This window comes from Vogesella sp. EB (genome assembly GCF_001037925.1).
Lineage (GTDB): Bacteria > Pseudomonadota > Gammaproteobacteria > Burkholderiales > Chromobacteriaceae > Vogesella > Vogesella indigofera.
This window is the reverse complement of the sequence record NZ_LFDT01000002.1, coordinates 77,840-94,214: the sequence shown is the minus strand read 5'-3', so window position 1 is coordinate 94,214 and position 16,375 is coordinate 77,840. Positions and strand designations below refer to the sequence as shown.

The following is a 16,375-nucleotide window of genomic DNA, read 5'->3' as shown; positions in this document are numbered from 1 at the left end:
TGTGCGCGATGCACATCGTACCGCTATCACAGCAAGCCCTTGCTCTGCTGGCCACCCATCTTGAAGCCTTCGCAGGCCGTGGTTACTTTCATAGCGAGGGCTGATTCACCTCTATCAATTCAATTTGCATCATTCTTGTATATGATTTTGGTCTTGATGAGGGTGAGCTTATGCCAAGACGGCCAGCAAAAACGGCAGCCATGCCAGAAGTCGCAGTGAAATTCGCCCGTTGCCCGGCAAAAACCTGGCAAAACTCGCAAGGCCAGACTTTGCCGGGACGCGATGTGTTCAGTCATTGCCGCATCGTCGGTGAAGTCGCCCGTGAAATATTGCAACGTTGGCCGCAAGCGCTGCACCAGGCGCTATTTCCGGCTAATGCCCACTTGGTAGCCGCCAGCCACGATATCGGCAAGGTTAGCCCGACTTTCTATCTCAAAATCCGCAAGCACTGCGCCGCTGGCAGCCTGCCGCCGCTGGATAACCCCGAGCACGACCCCGAAAAGGAAAAGCAATGGGGCGGCCATGCCGGGGTCAGCCAGCTGGCTGCGCTGGCCATGGGCGTGCCGACGCTGTTGGCTGAAGTGCTGGGGCAGCATCATGGTTTTCGTCCGCCCGTTGGCATTTATCAGACCAATGGTGAGGTCTTCGGTGGCCCAGCCTGGCAGGCCGAGCGTGTGGCACTGGTAGATGCCTTGAAAGAGGCACTGCAAGCGGACTGGCCGGCGCAAGTCACCCCGTCGCAGGCGCGCATGCTGGCAGGTCTCACCAGCGTGGCGGACTGGATTGGTTCCGGCCCGCATTTTGAAAACCCTGCCGATGACTGGCGGCCACGCATTACTCAAGCACTGGACGAAGCGGGTTTTGTGCCGCCGCGCATCCGTCCTGGCTTGAGTTTCCCAGATATGTTCGGCTTTTCGCCGCGCGGCATTCAGCAAAGTCTGGTGGAAAGCATCACCGGTCCCGGTGTCTATATTCTCGAAGCGCCGATGGGGCAGGGCAAGACCGAAGCCGCGCTGTACGCGGCTTATCGCATGCTGGCCGCAGGGCAGGCCACCGGCATTTATTTCGCGCTGCCGACCCAGCTCACCTCCAACAAACTCTACGAGCGTTTTGAACCCTTCCTGCAAGCCATATTGCAGCCTGACTGCATTCACCGGCAGGGCTTGCTTTTGCATGGCATGGCCTGGCTGATGCAGGCGCAAATGGGCGAGGAAGGCCGCCCCGGTGGCGAGTGGTTCCAGCAGGCCAAGCGCGGGCTGTTGGCACCTTTTGCCGTTGGGACCGTTGATCAGGCGCTGATGGCGGTGATGAACGTCAAACATGGTTTTGTACGTGCCTTCGGCCTGGCTGGCAAGGTGGTGATTCTGGACGAAGTCCACAGCTACGACCTCTACACCGGCACCATCCTGCAACAGCTGGTCAGCCAGCTACGCGACTGGGGCTGCACCGTCATCATTCTGAGCGCGACGCTCACGCAAGCACGGCGCGAACAACTGCTGCAGGCCGGCGTGGCGCGGCAGGATTACCCGCTGATCAGCGCCTTGCCGCTCGATGCGTCAGCCGTCAACGAAATCCCCGCGCCTCCGCCTACCGCACGGCAATACGCGATCCAGCGGATGAACGACATCCGCGCGGCGCTCGACCAAGCCCTGCATCGTGCAGAAGCCGGCCAGCAAGTGTTATGGGTAGAAAACACCGTGGCCGAGGCGCAAGCCATTTACCAGACGTTGGCCGCCCGTGCGGCGGGTATGGGCGTGGCATGCGGCCTCTTGCATTCACGCTTCATCCACAGTCAGCGCCAGCATAACGAAGACCGCTGGGTTGGCCTGTTCGGCAAGCAAGGTTGGCCGCAACGCGCAGCACAAGGCCGCATTCTGGTGGGCACCCAGGTACTGGAACAGTCGCTCGATATCGATGCCGATTTCCTCGTCAGCCGCTTTGCTCCGACAGACTTGCTGCTGCAACGTCTGGGCCGCCTGTGGCGGCACCCCGATACCCCGCGTGTGGGCAACGCTAGCGCCGAGGTCTGGCTGCTGGCACCGGATGTGGCCAGCGCCATTGCCGACCCCTACACCGCATTTGGCCCGAGTGCCGCCGTCTACAGTCCTTATGTGCTGTGTCGCAGCCTGCAAAGCTGGCAAGCCATCACCAGCCTGACCTTGCCTGACGACATTCGCCGCTTGCTGGAACACAGCTATGCCGAGCAGGCAGAAGAGGGCGACATGGCGCGCTGGCAATACGAATTGCTCAACGGAGAAACCCGCCAGCCCTACCGCCGCAAGGGGACGCAAGCGCTGCAACGTCTTGCGCTGGCCACGCTGGCAACAGTCGGCAGCACAGAATCTGACGTCAACCCGTCCACCCGCTACAGCGAGCAGGACACGCAAGACGTGCTGCTGTTGCGCGGCATCCGGCTGGGGGATGACGGCAGCAGCGAGCTGACCCTGCTCGATGGTCGTGTCTGCCACCTGCCAGTGTTGCGCCATCGCTTGTCGCCACGCGAGTGGCGCGAGCTGAGCATCACCCTGCAAGCCGAGCTGCTCAAGCTGCGCCCGGCCGGTGCACCGCCGGCCAGTTTGCGTAAAAGGTTGGCCGCATTCGGCCTGGGCAATGTGTTTTACCTTGGTGCACCCGAAGTCGAACACGCATCGCTACGCGTGGCGCTGGTCGATGGGCAAGACCGCGTCATGACACTGGATGGTCAGCCCGTGTCGGACAAACACGAATATCGCTACCGCGACGATCTGGGTTACCAGCGCGTCACCCACAAGGACTAAGCATGGAAAACCGTTTCAACCTGATCGACGAGCCGTGGATACCGATTGCCGACGTTGGCCGCGTGAGCCTGGCGCAGCTGTTCGGCAATCCGCAATACCGTGCCTTGGGTGGCAACCCGGTACAGAAAATCGCGCTGATGAAGCTGCTATTGGCCATCGCCCAGGCCGCGGCCACGCCGGACGACGAGGCCGGCTGGCAAGCCTTGAGCGAGTCAGACCTTGCTGGTAGCTGCCTTGCCTATCTCGAGCAATGGCATCACCGCTTTTATCTGTATGGCGAAGAGCCTTTTCTGCAGATGCCGGCGATCGCACGCGCCGAAATCAAAAGCTACGGCACGGTGCTGGCCGAAATTGCCACCGGCAACACCACGGTGTTAAGTCAGGGCCAGCAGGAACGGGCGCTGGACGATGCGGACAAGGCTTTGCTCTTGCTCGTTCAGATGGGCTTTGCCCTGTCAGGCAAGAAGACCGACAACAGCGTGGTATTAAGCCCTGGCTACCGTGGCAAGCAAAACGACAAGGGCAAACCCGCCAGCGGCAAAACCGGCCCGTCCATGGGTTTCATGGGGTTGTTGCACAACTTTGTGTTGGGCGAAACCCTGTGGCAGACCCTGACGCTTAATCTGCTCACAACGCAGGACATTGAGCAGTCTGCACTCTATCCGGCTGGGCTGGGCGATGCGCCGTGGCAGGCCATGCCGCAAGGCGAATACTGCGACACCGCCCGCCGCCACCAGCAAAGCCTGATGGGGCGCTTGCTGCCGCTATCGCGCTTCTGCCTGCTGGCCGAAAACGGCTTGCACTACAGCGAAGGCATTGCGCATCCCGATTACAAAGCTGGCGGTATCGACCCAAGCATCGCCATCAACCGCAAGGGCAAAGACCCAAAAGTGCTGTGGGTCAACCCCGGCAAGCGCCCGTGGCGCGAGCTGACCAGCCTGCTGGGCTTTCTGGTGGCGGAACGGGGCGAGTTTGATTGCCTGCAATTGCGCTGTGCCATCCGCCGCGCTTGCTCGCATGGCGGGATGTTTGCCATCTGGTCAGGTGGTTTGCGCGTCAGCAGCAATGCGGGTGAACAGTACGTCTCCGGCGATGACGACTATGTCGAATCGACTGCCTGGCTGCATGCCCAAGTCCTTGGCGATCACTGGTACAGCCACTTCAGTACCGAAATGACCACGCTCGATGCACTGGCCCGGCAGCTCTACGCCTGCGTACTTGGCTATTACAAGGCGCAACTTGTGGATGGCAAACCATTGGCCGAGCAAGCCACCGCCCTGTTCTGGCAACTGTGCGAACGCCACGCGCAAAGCTTGTTTGACCTCTGTGACACCGGCGAAGAAAACCGTATCGCCCGCCGCGACTGCGCAAAACCTTTGCGGCCAACCTTCATGCGGCCTTTGACCGGCTGTGCCCGAATCTGACCGCCCGGCAGCTGGATGCCTGGGCGCAAAACCGCCCCAATCTCAGCAAATACCTGCAACAGGAGGTCCCATGACCGAAGTAAAACCCGACAAGGCAGCCAGCTTTGTTGGCCATGTCCTGTCACGCTGTCAGGACGACAAGGGCTTTGCTGCCCGCCTGCGTCGCGCCGACAACCCCGCTACCGAATACCAGAGCTGGGACGTGCTTGCCAGTTTCGGCATTGGGCTGGAATACGACCACCCGCGTCTGGCTTACCAGACCGTGGCCGCCAGCATCGCGCGTGCCAAAGACACGGCCAATGGGAGCCTGACGCTGGGCCGCGCGATAGCCGCCTGCTACGAGGATGGCAATAACAGTGATCAGGCCAAGGCCCGCCTGCGCCGCCTGCTGGCTTGCGATGACGTGGCCGAGCTGTGCCGCATCCTGCGCGGCCAACTGTCGCTGATCGACAGCAAGGCCGGACAGGCACTGGATTATCAGCGCCTGCTCAAGCAATTGCTGGCTTTCCACTTTGATGCGCAGCGCGTCAAGGCACAGTGGGCGCAAGAGTTTTACGGTAAGGCTGACGACAAACCAGACAGTGAGGATGCAGCATGAGCGACACCCTCTTTGCCAGTGTGCTGCATCTGTCGCGGCAAGACTGCCAGGCATTGCGGCTGACCGACCCGTACTCGCTGCATCGCGTGGTCTACAGTCTGTTTCCCGATCAGCGCAGCGAAGCCGACAAACAGGCCAGCGAAGCCAGCGGCATCCAGTTTGCCGATCTCGGCGGCGATGGGCGCGGCCGCAAGGTGATGCTGCTGTCCGACCGCCCGCCTGCGGCCAACGTTGACGGCCAGTACGGCGAGGTGAACAGCCGGGCGCTGCCGGCCGGTTTTATGGATCACCGGCTTTACCGCTTCCGCATCGTCATCAACCCCACTCGTCGCGACAACGCCAGCAAAAAACTGCTGCCGGTCAAAGGGCGCGAGGCGATAGCCGACTGGTTCATGGCGCGCGCTGAGGCGAGCTGGGGGTTTGTGGTCGACCCTGCCACGCTGCAGGTCGAGCGCGTCGAAGTCTTGCGCTTCAGGGAAAAAGCCCAGCGCGATGTCACGCTGGCGCAAGCCCACATTACCGGCGTACTGCGCGTGGCTGACGCCGACACCTTCCGCCAGAGCGTTGCGCGCGGCATCGGCCGTGGCCGCGCCTTTGGCTGCGGGCTGCTGCAAATTGTCCCGATGACCGAATGAGTCTTAAAAATCAAGGAACTGCCATGCAAAACAAACTGCGTATCGAATATCACATCCTGCAATCCTTCCCCGTGACCTGCCTGAACCGTGACGACGTGGGCGCCCCCAAATCTGCTGTGGTCGGCGGCACCACCCGCGCACGTGTCAGCTCGCAATGCTGGAAGCGCCAGGTACGGCTGTCGATGCAGGATTTCGGCATCAAGCTGGGGGTGCGCACCAAAAAAGTCAGCGAATTGCTGACGGTTGCCATGCAGCGTGCCGGTGCCGAAGAGGCTGCGGCCAACCTTTGCGCCGAAAAAATTGCCGCAGTACTCAGTGATGACACTCTGCTGTTCATCAGCGCGACTGAAGCCGATGCCTTTGCCGCCTACGCCAAAGAGCTGGGCTTTGACGCGGCAGCCATCAAGGAAAAAGAACTGGGCAAGGTCGGCAAAAAGGCACTGAACCCGGGCATTGACGCGCTGGACATTGCGCTGTTTGGCCGCATGGTCGCCAAGGCACCGGACATGAACGTCGAAGCCGCCGCCAGCTTCGCCCACGCCATTTCCACCCATAAAGTTACCAACGAGGTCGAGTTCTTCACCGCGCTGGACGATCTGCAAGACGAACTCGGCTCCGCCCACATGGGCAGCCTGGAATTCAACGCCGCCACCTACTACCGCTACATCAGCCTCGATCTTGGCCAACTGACGCAGACGCTGGGGCCGGATGCCAACCTGAAAGCCGCCATCGAGGCCTTCACCAAGGCACTGTTCGTTGCCGTACCGTCCGCTCGCCAGACCACGCAATCCGGTGCTTCGCCGTGGGAATTCGCCAAGGTGCTGGTGCGTCGCGGCCAACGTCTGCAAGTGCCGTTCGAGACCGCCGTCAAGGCACAAGGCGGCTATCTGCAACCAAGCATTAGTGAGTTGAAAACCTACCTGGGCAAGAAAGAAAAACTGGCTGGCAGCCTGTTTGGTAAAGTGGGCGACTACGAGTGGGGCGAAGACGAGAATTTCAGCATCGACGCGCTGATTGCCCGCCTGCAAGCCCATGTCGAGTGAGGCAGCCATGAACCACCCTTATCTGCTGCTGTGGCTGGAGGGACCGCTGCAAGCCTGGGGGCACGACTCGCGTTTTGGCCGCCGCGACACGCTGGATTTCCCCACCAAATCCGGCGTGTTGGGCTTGCTGTGCTGCGCGCTGGGCGCAGGTGGCGAACAGCACGAATGGCTGGCGCGCCTGGCCGACCTCGACTTGCAACTGCTGGCCTACACGCCGGCCGACAAGCTGGGCAAAGCCACGCCGCGCCTGCCGCTACTGCGCGACTTTCACATGGTGGGCAGTGGCTACGACGATGCCGACCCCTGGCAAAGCCTGCTGATCCCCAAAACCAGCGAAGGTAAAAAGGCGGTCGGGGGCGGTACCAAGATGACCTACCGCTACTACCTGCAAGACATGGCCTTTGCCGTGGCGCTGCAAGTGCCGGCGGATGAGGCTGAAACGTTGGGCGCCGCTCTGCAAAACCCGGCATGGGACATATACCTGGGTCGCAAGACGTGCGTGCCGACCGAGCTGGTCTATCAGGGCGTTTTCGCCACGGCAGGCGATGCGCTGGCGGCTGCGGCCAACCTTGCTGCGCAAAAGGGCAGGGCGCCCAGCTTTGCCGTGCGCCAGGGCGAGCACGATGGTGAGGTGATCACGCTTAATGACGTGCCGCTGCAATTTGGGCAGCACAAGCGTTATCGCGACCGCCGCGTAACCGTGCTACCGGTCGATGCTGATGGCTGACGGCCAGCGCCTCTTGGTGAAAGTCACCCGTGAATCCCTGCCGCAGATTCGGGACAAATACCCGTTTCTGTACCTGGAGCGCGGGCGGCTGGAGGTGGACGACAGCAGCGTGAAATGGTTGGATGCCGATGGGCAGGTCATTCCCCTGCCCATCGCCACTATCAACACACTCTTGCTCGGCCCCGGCACCAGCATTACCCATGAGGCTGTCAAAACCATAGTGGCGGCCAACTGCGCGGTCAGCTGGGTGGGCGAGGACAGCCTGCTGTTTTACGCCGCAGGCTTTTTGCCCACCGCCGACACCCGCAACCTCAAGCAGCAGATAAGGTTGGCCGCAGACGACGACAAGGTGTTGGAGGTGGCACGGCAGATGTACGCCCGCCGCTTTCCCGATGCCGAACTGGCTGGCAAAAGCCTCGCCGCCATGATGGGGATGGAAGGTCAGCGTGTGCGCATCCTTTACCAGCAGAAAGCCGAGCATTATCAGGTGGGCTGGAAAGGGCGACAGTATGTGCCGGGCAAGATGGAGCTATCCGACATCACCAATCAGGTACTCACCAGTTGCAATGCCGCCTTGTACGGCATCCTGTGTTCGGTGATTCACAGTCTGGGCTACTCGCCGCACATCGGGTTTATCCACTCGGGAAGCCCGCTGCCCTTTGTGTACGATATGGCCGACCTGTACAAGGAACACCTGTGTATTGACCTGGCCTTTTCGCTTACCAAAGAACTGGCGGGACGTTACAACAAACAGGTGGTCTCCGGCCGGTTTCGCGAACGGGCCCTGCAGATGGACCTGCTGACGCAGGCCGTGGACGATGTGCAAACCTTGATGGGAGGAGGTAAGCGTGGTCGTCGTGCTCGCCAATGAACTGCCGCCAGCAGTACGCGGGCGCATGAAACTGTGGTTTGTCGAACCGCGCGCCAACGTGTTTGTTTCTGGCATCAAGGATTCTGTTGCGCAAACCGTCGTGGACTATTTGCTGAGTCATTGTCCGGCAGAGTCGGGCGTGATGATTTTCATGAGCCAGCCACAGGCACCGGGTTACCGGCTGTACACCATCGGCCCACCGCGCAAACCGCAAATCGAAATCAGCGGCCTGCAACTCATCGTCGAAACCCTGAATTCGAAATAAACGCATCATCTGGTATCGTTCGCCGCGATCCGCTACCGGATCTTGGTGTCTTCCCCACGCCCGTGGGGGTGTTTCTAGGAACCGAGGTAGCGCAACAGCCAAGCAAACGTCTTCCCCACGCCCGTGGGGGTGTTTCCTCCATAAAGCTGGAGTTGGACACAGTCGCCCCGTCTTCCCCACGCCCGTGGGGGTGTTTCCGGCTGACGCGTCGCGCGGCAGAGCAGGCGGTAGTCTTCCCCACGCCCGTGGGGGTGTTTCCTCGCGGCTGGTCATCTTGCTGAGCAAGTTCACGTCTTCCCCACGCCCGTGGGGGTGTTTCCAGTCCGCATCGCCGGACAAGTGCCAGCAGGTGGTCTTCCCCACGCCCGTGGGGGTGTTTCCACCGGTTCCAGCGACAGCACCGTATGCCGTAGGTCTTCCCCACGCCCGTGGGGGTGTTTCCAATACAGAATGGTCAGTTCAAGGGACAAAGTGTGTACCTTTCTGTTTTTTACGATGCAATAATCATTATCTGGCAAGACATTCAGGCCATAGTTCGGTAGAAGTCAGGACTATATTGACTTCCAAGGAAGTCCAAGACAGAACAGAAACCCGCTAGCCACAAGGCTTTGCGGGTTTTTTGTCGTCCAGGCTTTACGCGGATTGCGCCGCCGGCCGCCAGCGCCGCCACAGCGGGGCGAGGCCGCCCTGGGTCAGGCTGACGCCGAGCAGGATCAGGCCGCCGCCCAGCCAGTGATAGGCGTGGATGGTTTCGCCAAGCAGCAGGCTGGCGATCAGCGCGGTAAACAGCGGCAGCAGGTTCATGAAGATGGCGGTGCGTTCGCTGCCCAGCTGCTGCAGGCCGCGCATCCAGAAGTAGGCGGCGAGGATGGAGGAGGCGATGCCGGCGAACAGCACCAGCGGGATGCCGGCGGCGGGGATGGCCAGGCTGTCGGCGCTGGCGGCCAGCGGTGTCAGCATCGCCACCGCCAGCAGCACTTGGCTGTACAGGTTCAGCCACTGCCCGAACGGCGGCGCCCAGCGCTTGTAGAGGATGCCGTACAGCGCGTACGACGCCGAGCCGATCAGCATCAGCGCGTCGCCGCGGTTGATGCCGCCAGCCAGCAGGCTGGCCGGATCGCCGTGGCCGAGCAGGTACAGCACGCCGGCCAGCGACAGCGCCACGCCCAGCATGGCCGCCGGCGCGATGCGCTGGCGGAACACCACGCCGTTCAGCAGCAGCCCCAGCAGCGGGATCAGCGCGCAGATCACGCCCATATTGGTAGCGCTGGTGCTGTGCGCGGCGTAGTAGGCCAGGCACTGGTACATCACCATGCCCAAGAGTGACAGCACGGCAAGCTGTGGCAGGTGCGGACGCAGCTCGGCGCGGCGGCGCCACAGCGGGCGCGCCAGCAGCGGCGTCAGCACCACGGCGGCGACCAGCCAGCGGTAAAAGGAAATGGCGGCCGGGTCGAATACGCCGGCGGCAGCCTTGGAAACAACGGTGTTGGCGGCCCAGATCAGCACCGCCAGCAGGGGAAACAGTACGGCCATGACAACGCTCCTGCGGCAAGATGGCGCCAGTGTAAGCCTGTCTGTTTTGTTGCTTATAATGCAAAACAGACAAACTCATGCGCCAAATCCGACAACATGCTGCCGCCTTACTCCGCCATCGACCTGCAGCTGCCGCCGCCGGCACCGCTGTACTTCCGTTACGAGCAGTTCATGGCCAATACCGATTTCGAGCCGCACCGCCATCCGTGGGGCCAGATCAACCGCATCAGTCTCGGCCTGCTGGAACTGGTGCTCGACGACAAGCGGCTGATCGCGCCGGCCGACTACCTGGTGTGGGTGCCGGCGGAGAGGGGGCACGCCGCGCACGTGCGGCAGGCGATGGACTATCTGTCGGTGTATGTCAGCCCGGAGTTGGCCGCGCGCCTGCCGGACCGCGCCTGCCTGATCGCGCAGACGCCGCTGGTGCGTGCCCTGCTGGAGGACTTCCGCCAGCGCGAGGTGGCGGCGATGGGCGACGCGTGGGATGTGCGCCAGGCCGAGCTGCTGGTCGAGCATCTGGTGCGCGCCGGCAGCGTCGACAGCTACCTGCCGGACAGCAGCGACCGCCAGCTGCAGCCGATCCTGACGGCCATCCGTGCGGCGCCCGGCGACAACACCACGCTGGGTCACTGGGCGCAGCGGGTGCACAGCACCGAGCGCACGCTGGCGCGGCGCTTCCAGCAGCAGATGGGGATGAGCTTCGTGCAGTGGCGCAACCGCGTGCGGCTGCTGCAGGCGCTGGCGTGGCTGAAGGAGGGCTGGCCGGTGCAGGACATCGCGGCGCAGCTGGGCTATGGCACGCCGTCGGCGTTTATCGCCATGTTCGGCAAACAGGTCGGGTTTTCGCCGGAGCGCTACCGTCGGCAGATGCGCGGCGAGGGCTGAGGCGGCCAGGGTTGGCCGCCGCATGGGCCGGCGGCTTTGCCGGCGACCAGCATGATGGCATGATGCGCCCAGTGGCCGGATCGCTGCGGCACCGCGACTGTGCGGTGGCGATGACGGCAGAATCAGTGACGGGAGAAGGGCAACATGTATACAGAAGAAGATCTCGCTTCGGCGGTGCGCGCCGGCATCTTCAGCGCGGACACGGCGGCGGCGTTTCGCCATCATGTCGCAAGGCAGCAGCCAGTGGCGGATGAGGAGCATTTCCGCCTACTGAGCGGGTTCAACGACGTGTTCGTGGTCATCGCCAGCGTGTTGCTGCTGCTGGCAGTGGGCTGGATTGCCGGCACGCTGGCGCCATGGTGTGGTGGCGTGGCGGTGGCGGTGACGGCGTGGGGGCTGGCCGAGGTGTTTACCCGCCAGCGGCGGATGGCGCTGCCGTCCATCGTGCTGCTGCTGGCATTTGTCGGTGGCACCGGCATGGCTGGCATGGCGTTGCTGGCGGGGTCGATCGCGGACTCGGTGCTGGTGATGGTGCTGGCCAGTGCCATGGCGACCGCCGCAGCCTGGCTGCACTGGCGCCGTTTCCAGGTGCCGATTACGGTGGCCGCCGGCACTGCGGCGCTGACCGGCTGTGTCGCGAGTCTGCTGCTGGCCGCATTGCCGCTGCTGCGCGACTGGCTGAACCTGATCGTGTTCGGCGCTGGCCTCGCCAGCTTCGTATTGGCGATGCGCTGGGATAGCAGCGACCGCCAGCGCCAGACGCGGCGCGCCGATGTCGCGTTCTGGCTGCATCTGCTGGCGGCACCGTTGCTGGTGCATCCGGCGTTCCAGCAGTTGGCCGGCCCCGGCGACCACTCCGGCGTGGCGCAGGCGCTGCTGGTGCTGGCGCTGTATGGCGCGATTGCGCTGGTATCGCTGTGTATCGACCGCCGCGCGCTGATGGTGTCGGCGCTGGCCTATGTGCTATACGCGTTCAGCGGCCTGCTGGAGCAGTACGGTGTCGTCAGCCTGGGCTTTGCCATTACCGCGCTGCTGATCGGGGCGGCGCTGCTGACGCTGTCGGCGTTCTGGCACGTCTGCCGCGTGGCGGTGCTGCGGCGGATTCCGCCGGCGTGGCAGGCGCACTTGCCGCCGCTGCAGTAAACGGCGCGGCACAAAACACTGCGGCCAACCTTGTCGCCAAGGTTGGCCGCAATCGTTTTTAACGGTGGGCTTACTTGCGGCCGGTGCTGCCGAAGCCGCCTTCGCCGCGCTCGGAGGCGTCGAAGCTGTCGACGATGTTGAAGCCGACCTGGACCACCGGCACGATGATCATCTGCGCGATGCGTTCCAGCGGCTTCAGCACGAAGTCGCTGTCGCCGCGGTTCCACACCGAGACGAACAGCTGGCCCTGGTAGTCGGAATCGATCAGGCCGGTGAGGTTGCCCAGCACGATGCCGTGTTTGTGGCCGAGGCCGGAGCGCGGCAGGATCATCGCGGCCAGCTTGGGGTCGGCCAGGTGGATGGCCATGCCGGTCGGCACCAGCACCGTCTGGCCGGGCACGATGGTCATCTCGGCGTCGATGGCGGCGCGCAGGTCCAGCCCGGCGGAGCCGCTGGTGGCGTAGGCCGGCAGGTTGTCCTTCAGGCGGGCGTCGAGGATTTGAACGTCGATGGTGGGTTTCATGCAGTGACTCGTTTCATGGGCTAAAAGGAAAGGTTGGCCGCAAGCCTGCGGCCAACCTTGTGTGCTTGTGCTTCAGAGCAGGCGGGCCAGGTGGGCGACGATGGCGCGTGCCACCTCGGCCTTGGCCATCGCCGGCAGCGGGTGCTGACCGGCGTCGTCGAGCAGGGTGACTTCGTTGTCGTCGCTGCCCATCGCCTGCTGCGCCAGGTTGGCGACCAGCAGCGGCACCTTTTTCTTGCGGCGCTTGCTGTCGGCAAACTGCAGCAGGTTCTGGCTTTCGGCGGCAAAGCCGACGCAGAACGGCGCCGCCGGCAGGGAGGCGACGGTGGCGAGGATGTCGGGGTTTTCTTCCAGCTCGATCAGCGGCAGCGCGTCGCCCTTCTTGATCTTGTGCTCGCTGCGGTTCTTGACGCGGTAGTCGGCGACCGCGGCGACGCTGATGAACACCTGGCTGCGGCCAACCTCGGACAGCACCGCCTGGTACATCTCGCTGGCGCTTTGCACCGGCAGCAGGCGCACGCCCAGCGGCGCGGCCAGCGCGGTGGGGCCGGAGACCAACGTCACCTCGGCGCCGGCATCGCGGCAGGCGCGGGCCAGTGCGTAGCCCATCTTGCCGGAGCTGATGTTGGTGATGCCGCGCACGGTGTCGATCGCCTCGTAAGTCGGTCCGGCGGTGAGCAGCACCTGCTTGCCGGCCAGCACTTTCTCATCGAAGAAACCGTTCAGCAGGTCGAAGACTTCTTCCGGCTCCAGCATGCGGCCGGGGCCGGTCTCGCCGCAGGCCTGCACCCCGTGCGCCGGGCCCCACACCTGCACGCCGTCGGCCTGCAGCTGGGCGACGTTGCGCAGGTTGGGCGGGTTCTCCCACATCTGCCGGTTCATCGCCGGCACCACCACCAGCGGGCAGGTGCGCGCGCTGGCCATGGTCGAGATCAGGTCGTTGGCGGCGCCGTGTGCCAGCTTGAACAGGCAGTCGGCGGTGGCCGGCACGATCACGAACACGTCGGCGCGGCGCGACATCTCGATGTGCGCCATCGCGTTGTCCGGGCGGCTGTCCCACACATCGCTGTACACCGCATTGCCCGACAGCGCCTGGAAGGTCAGCGGCGTCACGAAGCGGGTGGCGGCTTCGCTCATCACCACTTCGACGTGATGGCCGGCCTTGACCAGCAGGCGGGTCAGCTCGGCGGCCTTGTAGGCGGCGACACCGCCGGTAATGCCCAGCAGGATGCGTTTTTGCGTCATCGGTTCGGCTTTGTGTTGGTTGGCAACAGAGCGCGAATTGTAACGTATTCGCCGCCGCCGGCAGCGCGGCGCGTGGGCGCGGCACTACATAATAGTGATATGTCATTAAAAACCTGCTACATATCATGCTATAGCCCAATAAGGAGTCTGCGATGTCGATTGCCCACTGGCCGGAAGCGGAACGCCCGCGCGAAAAGCTGTTGCAGCGCGGCCCGGCGGTACTGTCCGATGCCGAGTTGCTGGCCATTTTCCTGCGCACCGGCATCCGCGGCTGTTCGGCTGTGGACATGGGGCGGCAGCTGATCCAGCGCTTCGGCAGTCTGGGCAAGCTGCTTTCGGCGGAGCCGGGCGATTTTGCCCGCGGCAGCGGGCTGGGGCCGGCCAAGTACGCGCAGTTCATGGCGGTGAAGGAGCTGGCGCGGCGGGTGCTGGCGGAGGAAATGCAGCTGGGCGATGCACTGTCCAGCCCGCAGGCGGTGCGGCAGTACCTGCGGCTGGCGATCGGGGTGCGCGATGTGGAGGTGTTCGTGGCGCTGTTCCTGACGGCACAAAACCGGGTTTTGGCGGTCGAAGAAATATTCAGGGGCACCCTCACCGAGACGCGGGTCTACCCGCGCGAGATCGTGCGCCGCGCACTGCAGCACAATGCCCATGCGGTGATCGTCGCGCACAACCATCCGTCCGGCGTGGCGGAACCCTCCGCCGCCGACCGGGCACTGACCGCCAGCCTCAAGCAGGCGCTGGCCTTGGTCGATATCAGTTTACTGGATCATTTTGTGGTCACCGGCAGCCACGCCGAATCCCTCGCGGAGCGTGGCTGGATGTAGCAGGCTGCGGCTACCGGCACGCTGCGGCAAAGTTTGTCATGGCTAGCATGTAAACCGGCCCCGCCTTTCGTGACGGAGCGTGGCAGCACCAAGGAGACCATCATGAACATCCTGCGCTTGCTGAATCAGTCCGACTACATCCAGATCAACAACCAGTTGATCAAGCCCGAATTCATGTATGCCTCGGAAGACTACGCCGACGAAGACGACGTGGCGCTGGAGGCCTCGCTCGACGGCAGCGAGTTCACGCTGACCGTGGCCGAGCTGGAAGAGGCGACACCGCTGTCCGATGGCGGCTACTGGCTGGAGAGTGTCGGTTACATCCGTTTCCTGTCGCAGACCAGCCTGCACTGAGTGCGGCTATGCCGCGCGGCACCGGGCTGCCAGCTGTCCGCCGATTGGCGGGCACTTGGCAGCCTTTTTCATGGCGGCGATACTGCGCACCTGTTTGATATTCCCGATAACGACAGCACACGAGGGCAGGGTATGGGCAAGGTGGTGGTGGTAGGCAGCATCAATATGGATCTGGTGGCGCTGGCGCCGCGCTTTCCGCAACCGGGCGAAACCATCACCGGCGAGCGCTTCCTGACCCTGCCCGGCGGCAAGGGCGCCAACCAGGCGGTGGCGGCGCGGCGGCTGGGCGCCGAGGTCAGCATGGTGGGCAAGGTTGGCCGCGACGCCTTCGGTGGCGAGTTGCTGGCCGGGCTGCAGGCGGAGGGCGTCGACACCCGCCACGTCGGCGTGGCCGACGGCGTTGCCAGCGGCGTGGCGGTGATCACCGTCAGCGGCGGCGACAACCACATCGTGGTGATCCCCGGCGCCAACCACCAGCTGTTGCCGGCCGATATCGAGGCCGCCGCGGCCACCATCGCCGCCGCCGATGTGATCCTGACGCAGCTGGAAATCCCGCTGCCGACGGTGCGCGCGCTGCTGGCGCTGGCGGCACGCCACCGCGTGCCGGTGATCCTCAACCCGGCACCGGCGCAGGCCCTGCCGCAGGACATCATCGACGGCGCCAGCCTGCTGACGCCGAACGAACACGAGCTGGCGCTGCTGCTGCAGCGCGAGGGCGAGGACATCGCGACGCTGCTGGCCGCGCTGCCGGGCAAGGTGGTGATGACGCACGGCAAGCAGGGCGCCTGGCACGCGCGCGCCGACGGCAGCCTGCACCACCAGAGCGGCTTCGCGGTGACGGCGGTGGACAGCACTGGCGCCGGCGATACCTTCAACGGCGCGCTGGCGGCTTTCCTGCCGCAGGGGGTGGAGACGGCGATGCGGCTGGCCGCCGCCGCCGGCGCGCTCGCGGTGACCCGGGTCGGCGCCCAGGGCGGCATGCCGACGCTGGCCGAGCTGCAGGCCTTCCTGGCGGCGCAGGATGCGGCGGGGAATTGATCCAGCGCAATTCGCCGGCCGGCGCGGATTGCTAGAGTGTCGCCTTCTGATGCCTGATGCCTGGTGCATAGGCAGTCATGGAGGTCACAATGGAAAAAATCCGCATTGCCATGGTGGGGGCCGGTGAAACCGGGACGCCACTACTCAAGCAGCTGCTGGCTGCGCCTTTTGTCGAACTGGTCGGCGTCGCGGAGCTGAATCTCGCGTTGCCGGGCATCGCGATCGCGCGCGAGGCAGGGGTGCCGGTCACCGATAACTTCATCGAGCTGGCCGAGCAGGGCGAACGCATCGACATCATCATCGACCTCACCGGCTCGCGCAAAGTCCGCGAGGACCTGCGCCGTTTCATGCAGTTTGCCGGTAACAGTCACACGGTGATCATGCACGAACGCATCGCGCTGCTGATGATGTCGCTGTCGGCCGGGGCGCTGGTGCCGACCCGTCACGAGTCGTTGTCCTACTGAGTTTTGCAGTGCACGCAACAAAA

Annotated in this window: 17 protein-coding genes and 1 CRISPR repeat array; of the genes, 14 read left to right on the top strand and 3 right to left on the bottom strand. The window is 63.8% G+C overall.

Going from position 1 to position 16,375, the window contains the following annotated elements; genetic code table 11:
• The first annotated feature begins 215 nt into the window (after nucleotides 1-215).
• The 8 genes from cas3 (at nucleotide 216) to cas2e (ending at nucleotide 8,340) form a co-directional block, all read left to right on the top strand.
• Nucleotides 216-2,777, top strand: a complete 2,562-nt coding sequence (cas3, locus tag ACG97_RS01920) for a CRISPR-associated helicase Cas3' (protein ID WP_202902682.1) — start codon at nucleotides 216-218, stop codon at nucleotides 2,775-2,777.
• Nucleotides 2,778-2,779: 2 nt separating this feature from the next.
• Complete coding sequence (gene casA / locus ACG97_RS01915; protein WP_202902681.1) at nucleotides 2,780-4,201, top strand: type I-E CRISPR-associated protein Cse1/CasA; 1,422 nt, start codon at nucleotides 2,780-2,782, stop codon at nucleotides 4,199-4,201.
• Between the two features lie 70 nt (nucleotides 4,202-4,271).
• Nucleotides 4,272-4,799: a type I-E CRISPR-associated protein Cse2/CasB gene (gene casB / locus ACG97_RS01910; RefSeq protein WP_047965633.1), complete on the top strand. Its 528-nt coding sequence runs from the start codon at nucleotides 4,272-4,274 to the stop codon at nucleotides 4,797-4,799.
• A complete protein-coding gene (gene cas6e, locus ACG97_RS01905; RefSeq protein WP_047965632.1) occupies nucleotides 4,796-5,434 on the top strand; it encodes a type I-E CRISPR-associated protein Cas6/Cse3/CasE in 639 nt (212 codons plus the stop codon). The genes casB and cas6e overlap by 4 nt, the downstream gene beginning before the upstream one ends.
• A 23-nt stretch (nucleotides 5,435-5,457) precedes the next feature.
• Nucleotides 5,458-6,477: a type I-E CRISPR-associated protein Cas7/Cse4/CasC gene (cas7e, locus tag ACG97_RS01900; RefSeq protein ID WP_047965631.1), complete on the top strand. Its 1,020-nt coding sequence runs from the start codon at nucleotides 5,458-5,460 to the stop codon at nucleotides 6,475-6,477.
• A gap of 7 nt (nucleotides 6,478-6,484) precedes the next feature.
• On the top strand, nucleotides 6,485-7,204 hold the full coding sequence (gene cas5e, locus ACG97_RS01895) for a type I-E CRISPR-associated protein Cas5/CasD (protein ID WP_047965630.1): 720 nt from the start codon (nucleotides 6,485-6,487) through the stop codon (nucleotides 7,202-7,204).
• A complete protein-coding gene (gene cas1e / locus ACG97_RS01890; protein WP_202902680.1) occupies nucleotides 7,191-8,075 on the top strand; it encodes a type I-E CRISPR-associated endonuclease Cas1e in 885 nt (294 codons plus the stop codon). The genes cas5e and cas1e overlap by 14 nt, the downstream gene beginning before the upstream one ends.
• Nucleotides 8,053-8,340 (top strand): type I-E CRISPR-associated endoribonuclease Cas2e, encoded by a 288-nt coding sequence (gene cas2e / locus ACG97_RS01885; RefSeq protein WP_082133614.1) that lies wholly within the window; start codon nucleotides 8,053-8,055, stop codon nucleotides 8,338-8,340. The genes cas1e and cas2e overlap by 23 nt, the downstream gene beginning before the upstream one ends.
• Nucleotides 8,341-8,387: 47 nt before the next feature.
• A CRISPR array of direct repeats spans nucleotides 8,388-8,782; the repeat unit is 29 nt; unit sequence GTCTTCCCCACGCCCGTGGGGGTGTTTCC.
• 191 nt (nucleotides 8,783-8,973) lie between these two features.
• On the opposite strand, the gene ACG97_RS01880 is transcribed toward cas2e, so the two are convergent.
• Nucleotides 8,974-9,873: a DMT family transporter gene (locus tag ACG97_RS01880; protein ID WP_047965627.1), complete on the bottom strand. Its 900-nt coding sequence runs from the start codon at nucleotides 9,871-9,873 to the stop codon at nucleotides 8,974-8,976.
• A 96-nt stretch (nucleotides 9,874-9,969) separates the two neighbouring features.
• Between ACG97_RS01880 and ACG97_RS01875 the strand changes: the two genes are divergently transcribed.
• Nucleotides 9,970-10,758, top strand: coding sequence for a helix-turn-helix domain-containing protein (locus ACG97_RS01875; protein ID WP_047965626.1), 789 nt, complete (start codon nucleotides 9,970-9,972; stop codon nucleotides 10,756-10,758).
• Between the two features lie 144 nt (nucleotides 10,759-10,902).
• The gene (locus tag ACG97_RS01870; protein WP_047965625.1) at nucleotides 10,903-11,901 is read left to right on the top strand and encodes a hypothetical protein; all 999 of its coding nucleotides are present in this window, start codon (nucleotides 10,903-10,905) and stop codon (nucleotides 11,899-11,901) included.
• Between the two features lie 70 nt (nucleotides 11,902-11,971).
• Here the strand turns inward: ACG97_RS01870 and dut are convergent, their stop codons facing one another.
• A complete protein-coding gene (gene dut / locus ACG97_RS01865) occupies nucleotides 11,972-12,424 on the bottom strand; it encodes a dUTP diphosphatase (protein WP_047965624.1) in 453 nt (150 codons plus the stop codon).
• 72 nt (nucleotides 12,425-12,496) lie between these two features.
• Nucleotides 12,497-13,669 carry a bifunctional phosphopantothenoylcysteine decarboxylase/phosphopantothenate--cysteine ligase CoaBC gene (coaBC, locus tag ACG97_RS01860; protein ID WP_047965623.1) on the bottom strand — a complete coding sequence of 391 codons (1,173 nt, stop codon included), beginning with the start codon at nucleotides 13,667-13,669 and terminating at the stop codon, nucleotides 12,497-12,499.
• 152 nt (nucleotides 13,670-13,821) lie between these two features.
• Here coaBC and radC point away from each other — a divergent pair, with 152 nt between their 5' ends.
• From radC to ACG97_RS01840, 4 genes are all read left to right on the top strand, one after another.
• The gene (gene radC, locus ACG97_RS01855; RefSeq protein WP_047965622.1) at nucleotides 13,822-14,496 is read left to right on the top strand and encodes a DNA repair protein RadC; all 675 of its coding nucleotides are present in this window, start codon (nucleotides 13,822-13,824) and stop codon (nucleotides 14,494-14,496) included.
• Between the two features lie 102 nt (nucleotides 14,497-14,598).
• Complete coding sequence (locus ACG97_RS01850) at nucleotides 14,599-14,850, top strand: hypothetical protein (protein WP_047965788.1); 252 nt, start codon at nucleotides 14,599-14,601, stop codon at nucleotides 14,848-14,850.
• Nucleotides 14,851-14,982: 132 nt separating this feature from the next.
• Entirely contained in the window at nucleotides 14,983-15,888 is a 906-nt protein-coding gene (rbsK, locus tag ACG97_RS01845) for a ribokinase (RefSeq protein WP_047965621.1), read from the top strand.
• Between the two features lie 89 nt (nucleotides 15,889-15,977).
• The gene (locus ACG97_RS01840) at nucleotides 15,978-16,352 is read left to right on the top strand and encodes an oxidoreductase (protein ID WP_047965620.1); all 375 of its coding nucleotides are present in this window, start codon (nucleotides 15,978-15,980) and stop codon (nucleotides 16,350-16,352) included.
• The last annotated feature ends 23 nt before the right edge of the window (nucleotides 16,353-16,375 follow it).

Bases quoted from the DNA above. Each gene is read 5' to 3' on its own strand.
- cas5e (WP_047965630.1), top strand. From the start codon at position 6,485: ATGAACCACCCTTATCTGCTGCTGTGGCTGGAGGGACCGCTGCAAGCC.
- ACG97_RS01840 (WP_047965620.1), top strand. From the start codon at position 15,978: ATGGAAAAAATCCGCATTGCCATGGTGGGGGCCGGTGAAACCGGGACG.
- dut (WP_047965624.1), bottom strand. From the start codon at position 12,424: ATGAAACCCACCATCGACGTTCAAATCCTCGACGCCCGCCTGAAGGAC.
- casB (WP_047965633.1), top strand. From the start codon at position 4,272: ATGACCGAAGTAAAACCCGACAAGGCAGCCAGCTTTGTTGGCCATGTC.
- cas6e (WP_047965632.1), top strand. From the start codon at position 4,796: ATGAGCGACACCCTCTTTGCCAGTGTGCTGCATCTGTCGCGGCAAGAC.
- rbsK (WP_047965621.1), top strand. From the start codon at position 14,983: ATGGGCAAGGTGGTGGTGGTAGGCAGCATCAATATGGATCTGGTGGCG.
- ACG97_RS01850 (WP_047965788.1), top strand. From the start codon at position 14,599: ATGAACATCCTGCGCTTGCTGAATCAGTCCGACTACATCCAGATCAAC.
- casA (WP_202902681.1), top strand. From the start codon at position 2,780: ATGGAAAACCGTTTCAACCTGATCGACGAGCCGTGGATACCGATTGCC.
- cas1e (WP_202902680.1), top strand. From the start codon at position 7,191: ATGCTGATGGCTGACGGCCAGCGCCTCTTGGTGAAAGTCACCCGTGAA.
- radC (WP_047965622.1), top strand. From the start codon at position 13,822: ATGTCGATTGCCCACTGGCCGGAAGCGGAACGCCCGCGCGAAAAGCTG.
- ACG97_RS01870 (WP_047965625.1), top strand. From the start codon at position 10,903: ATGTATACAGAAGAAGATCTCGCTTCGGCGGTGCGCGCCGGCATCTTC.
- ACG97_RS01880 (WP_047965627.1), bottom strand. From the start codon at position 9,873: ATGGCCGTACTGTTTCCCCTGCTGGCGGTGCTGATCTGGGCCGCCAAC.
- ACG97_RS01875 (WP_047965626.1), top strand. From the start codon at position 9,970: ATGCTGCCGCCTTACTCCGCCATCGACCTGCAGCTGCCGCCGCCGGCA.
- cas7e (WP_047965631.1), top strand. From the start codon at position 5,458: ATGCAAAACAAACTGCGTATCGAATATCACATCCTGCAATCCTTCCCC.
- coaBC (WP_047965623.1), bottom strand. From the start codon at position 13,669: ATGACGCAAAAACGCATCCTGCTGGGCATTACCGGCGGTGTCGCCGCC.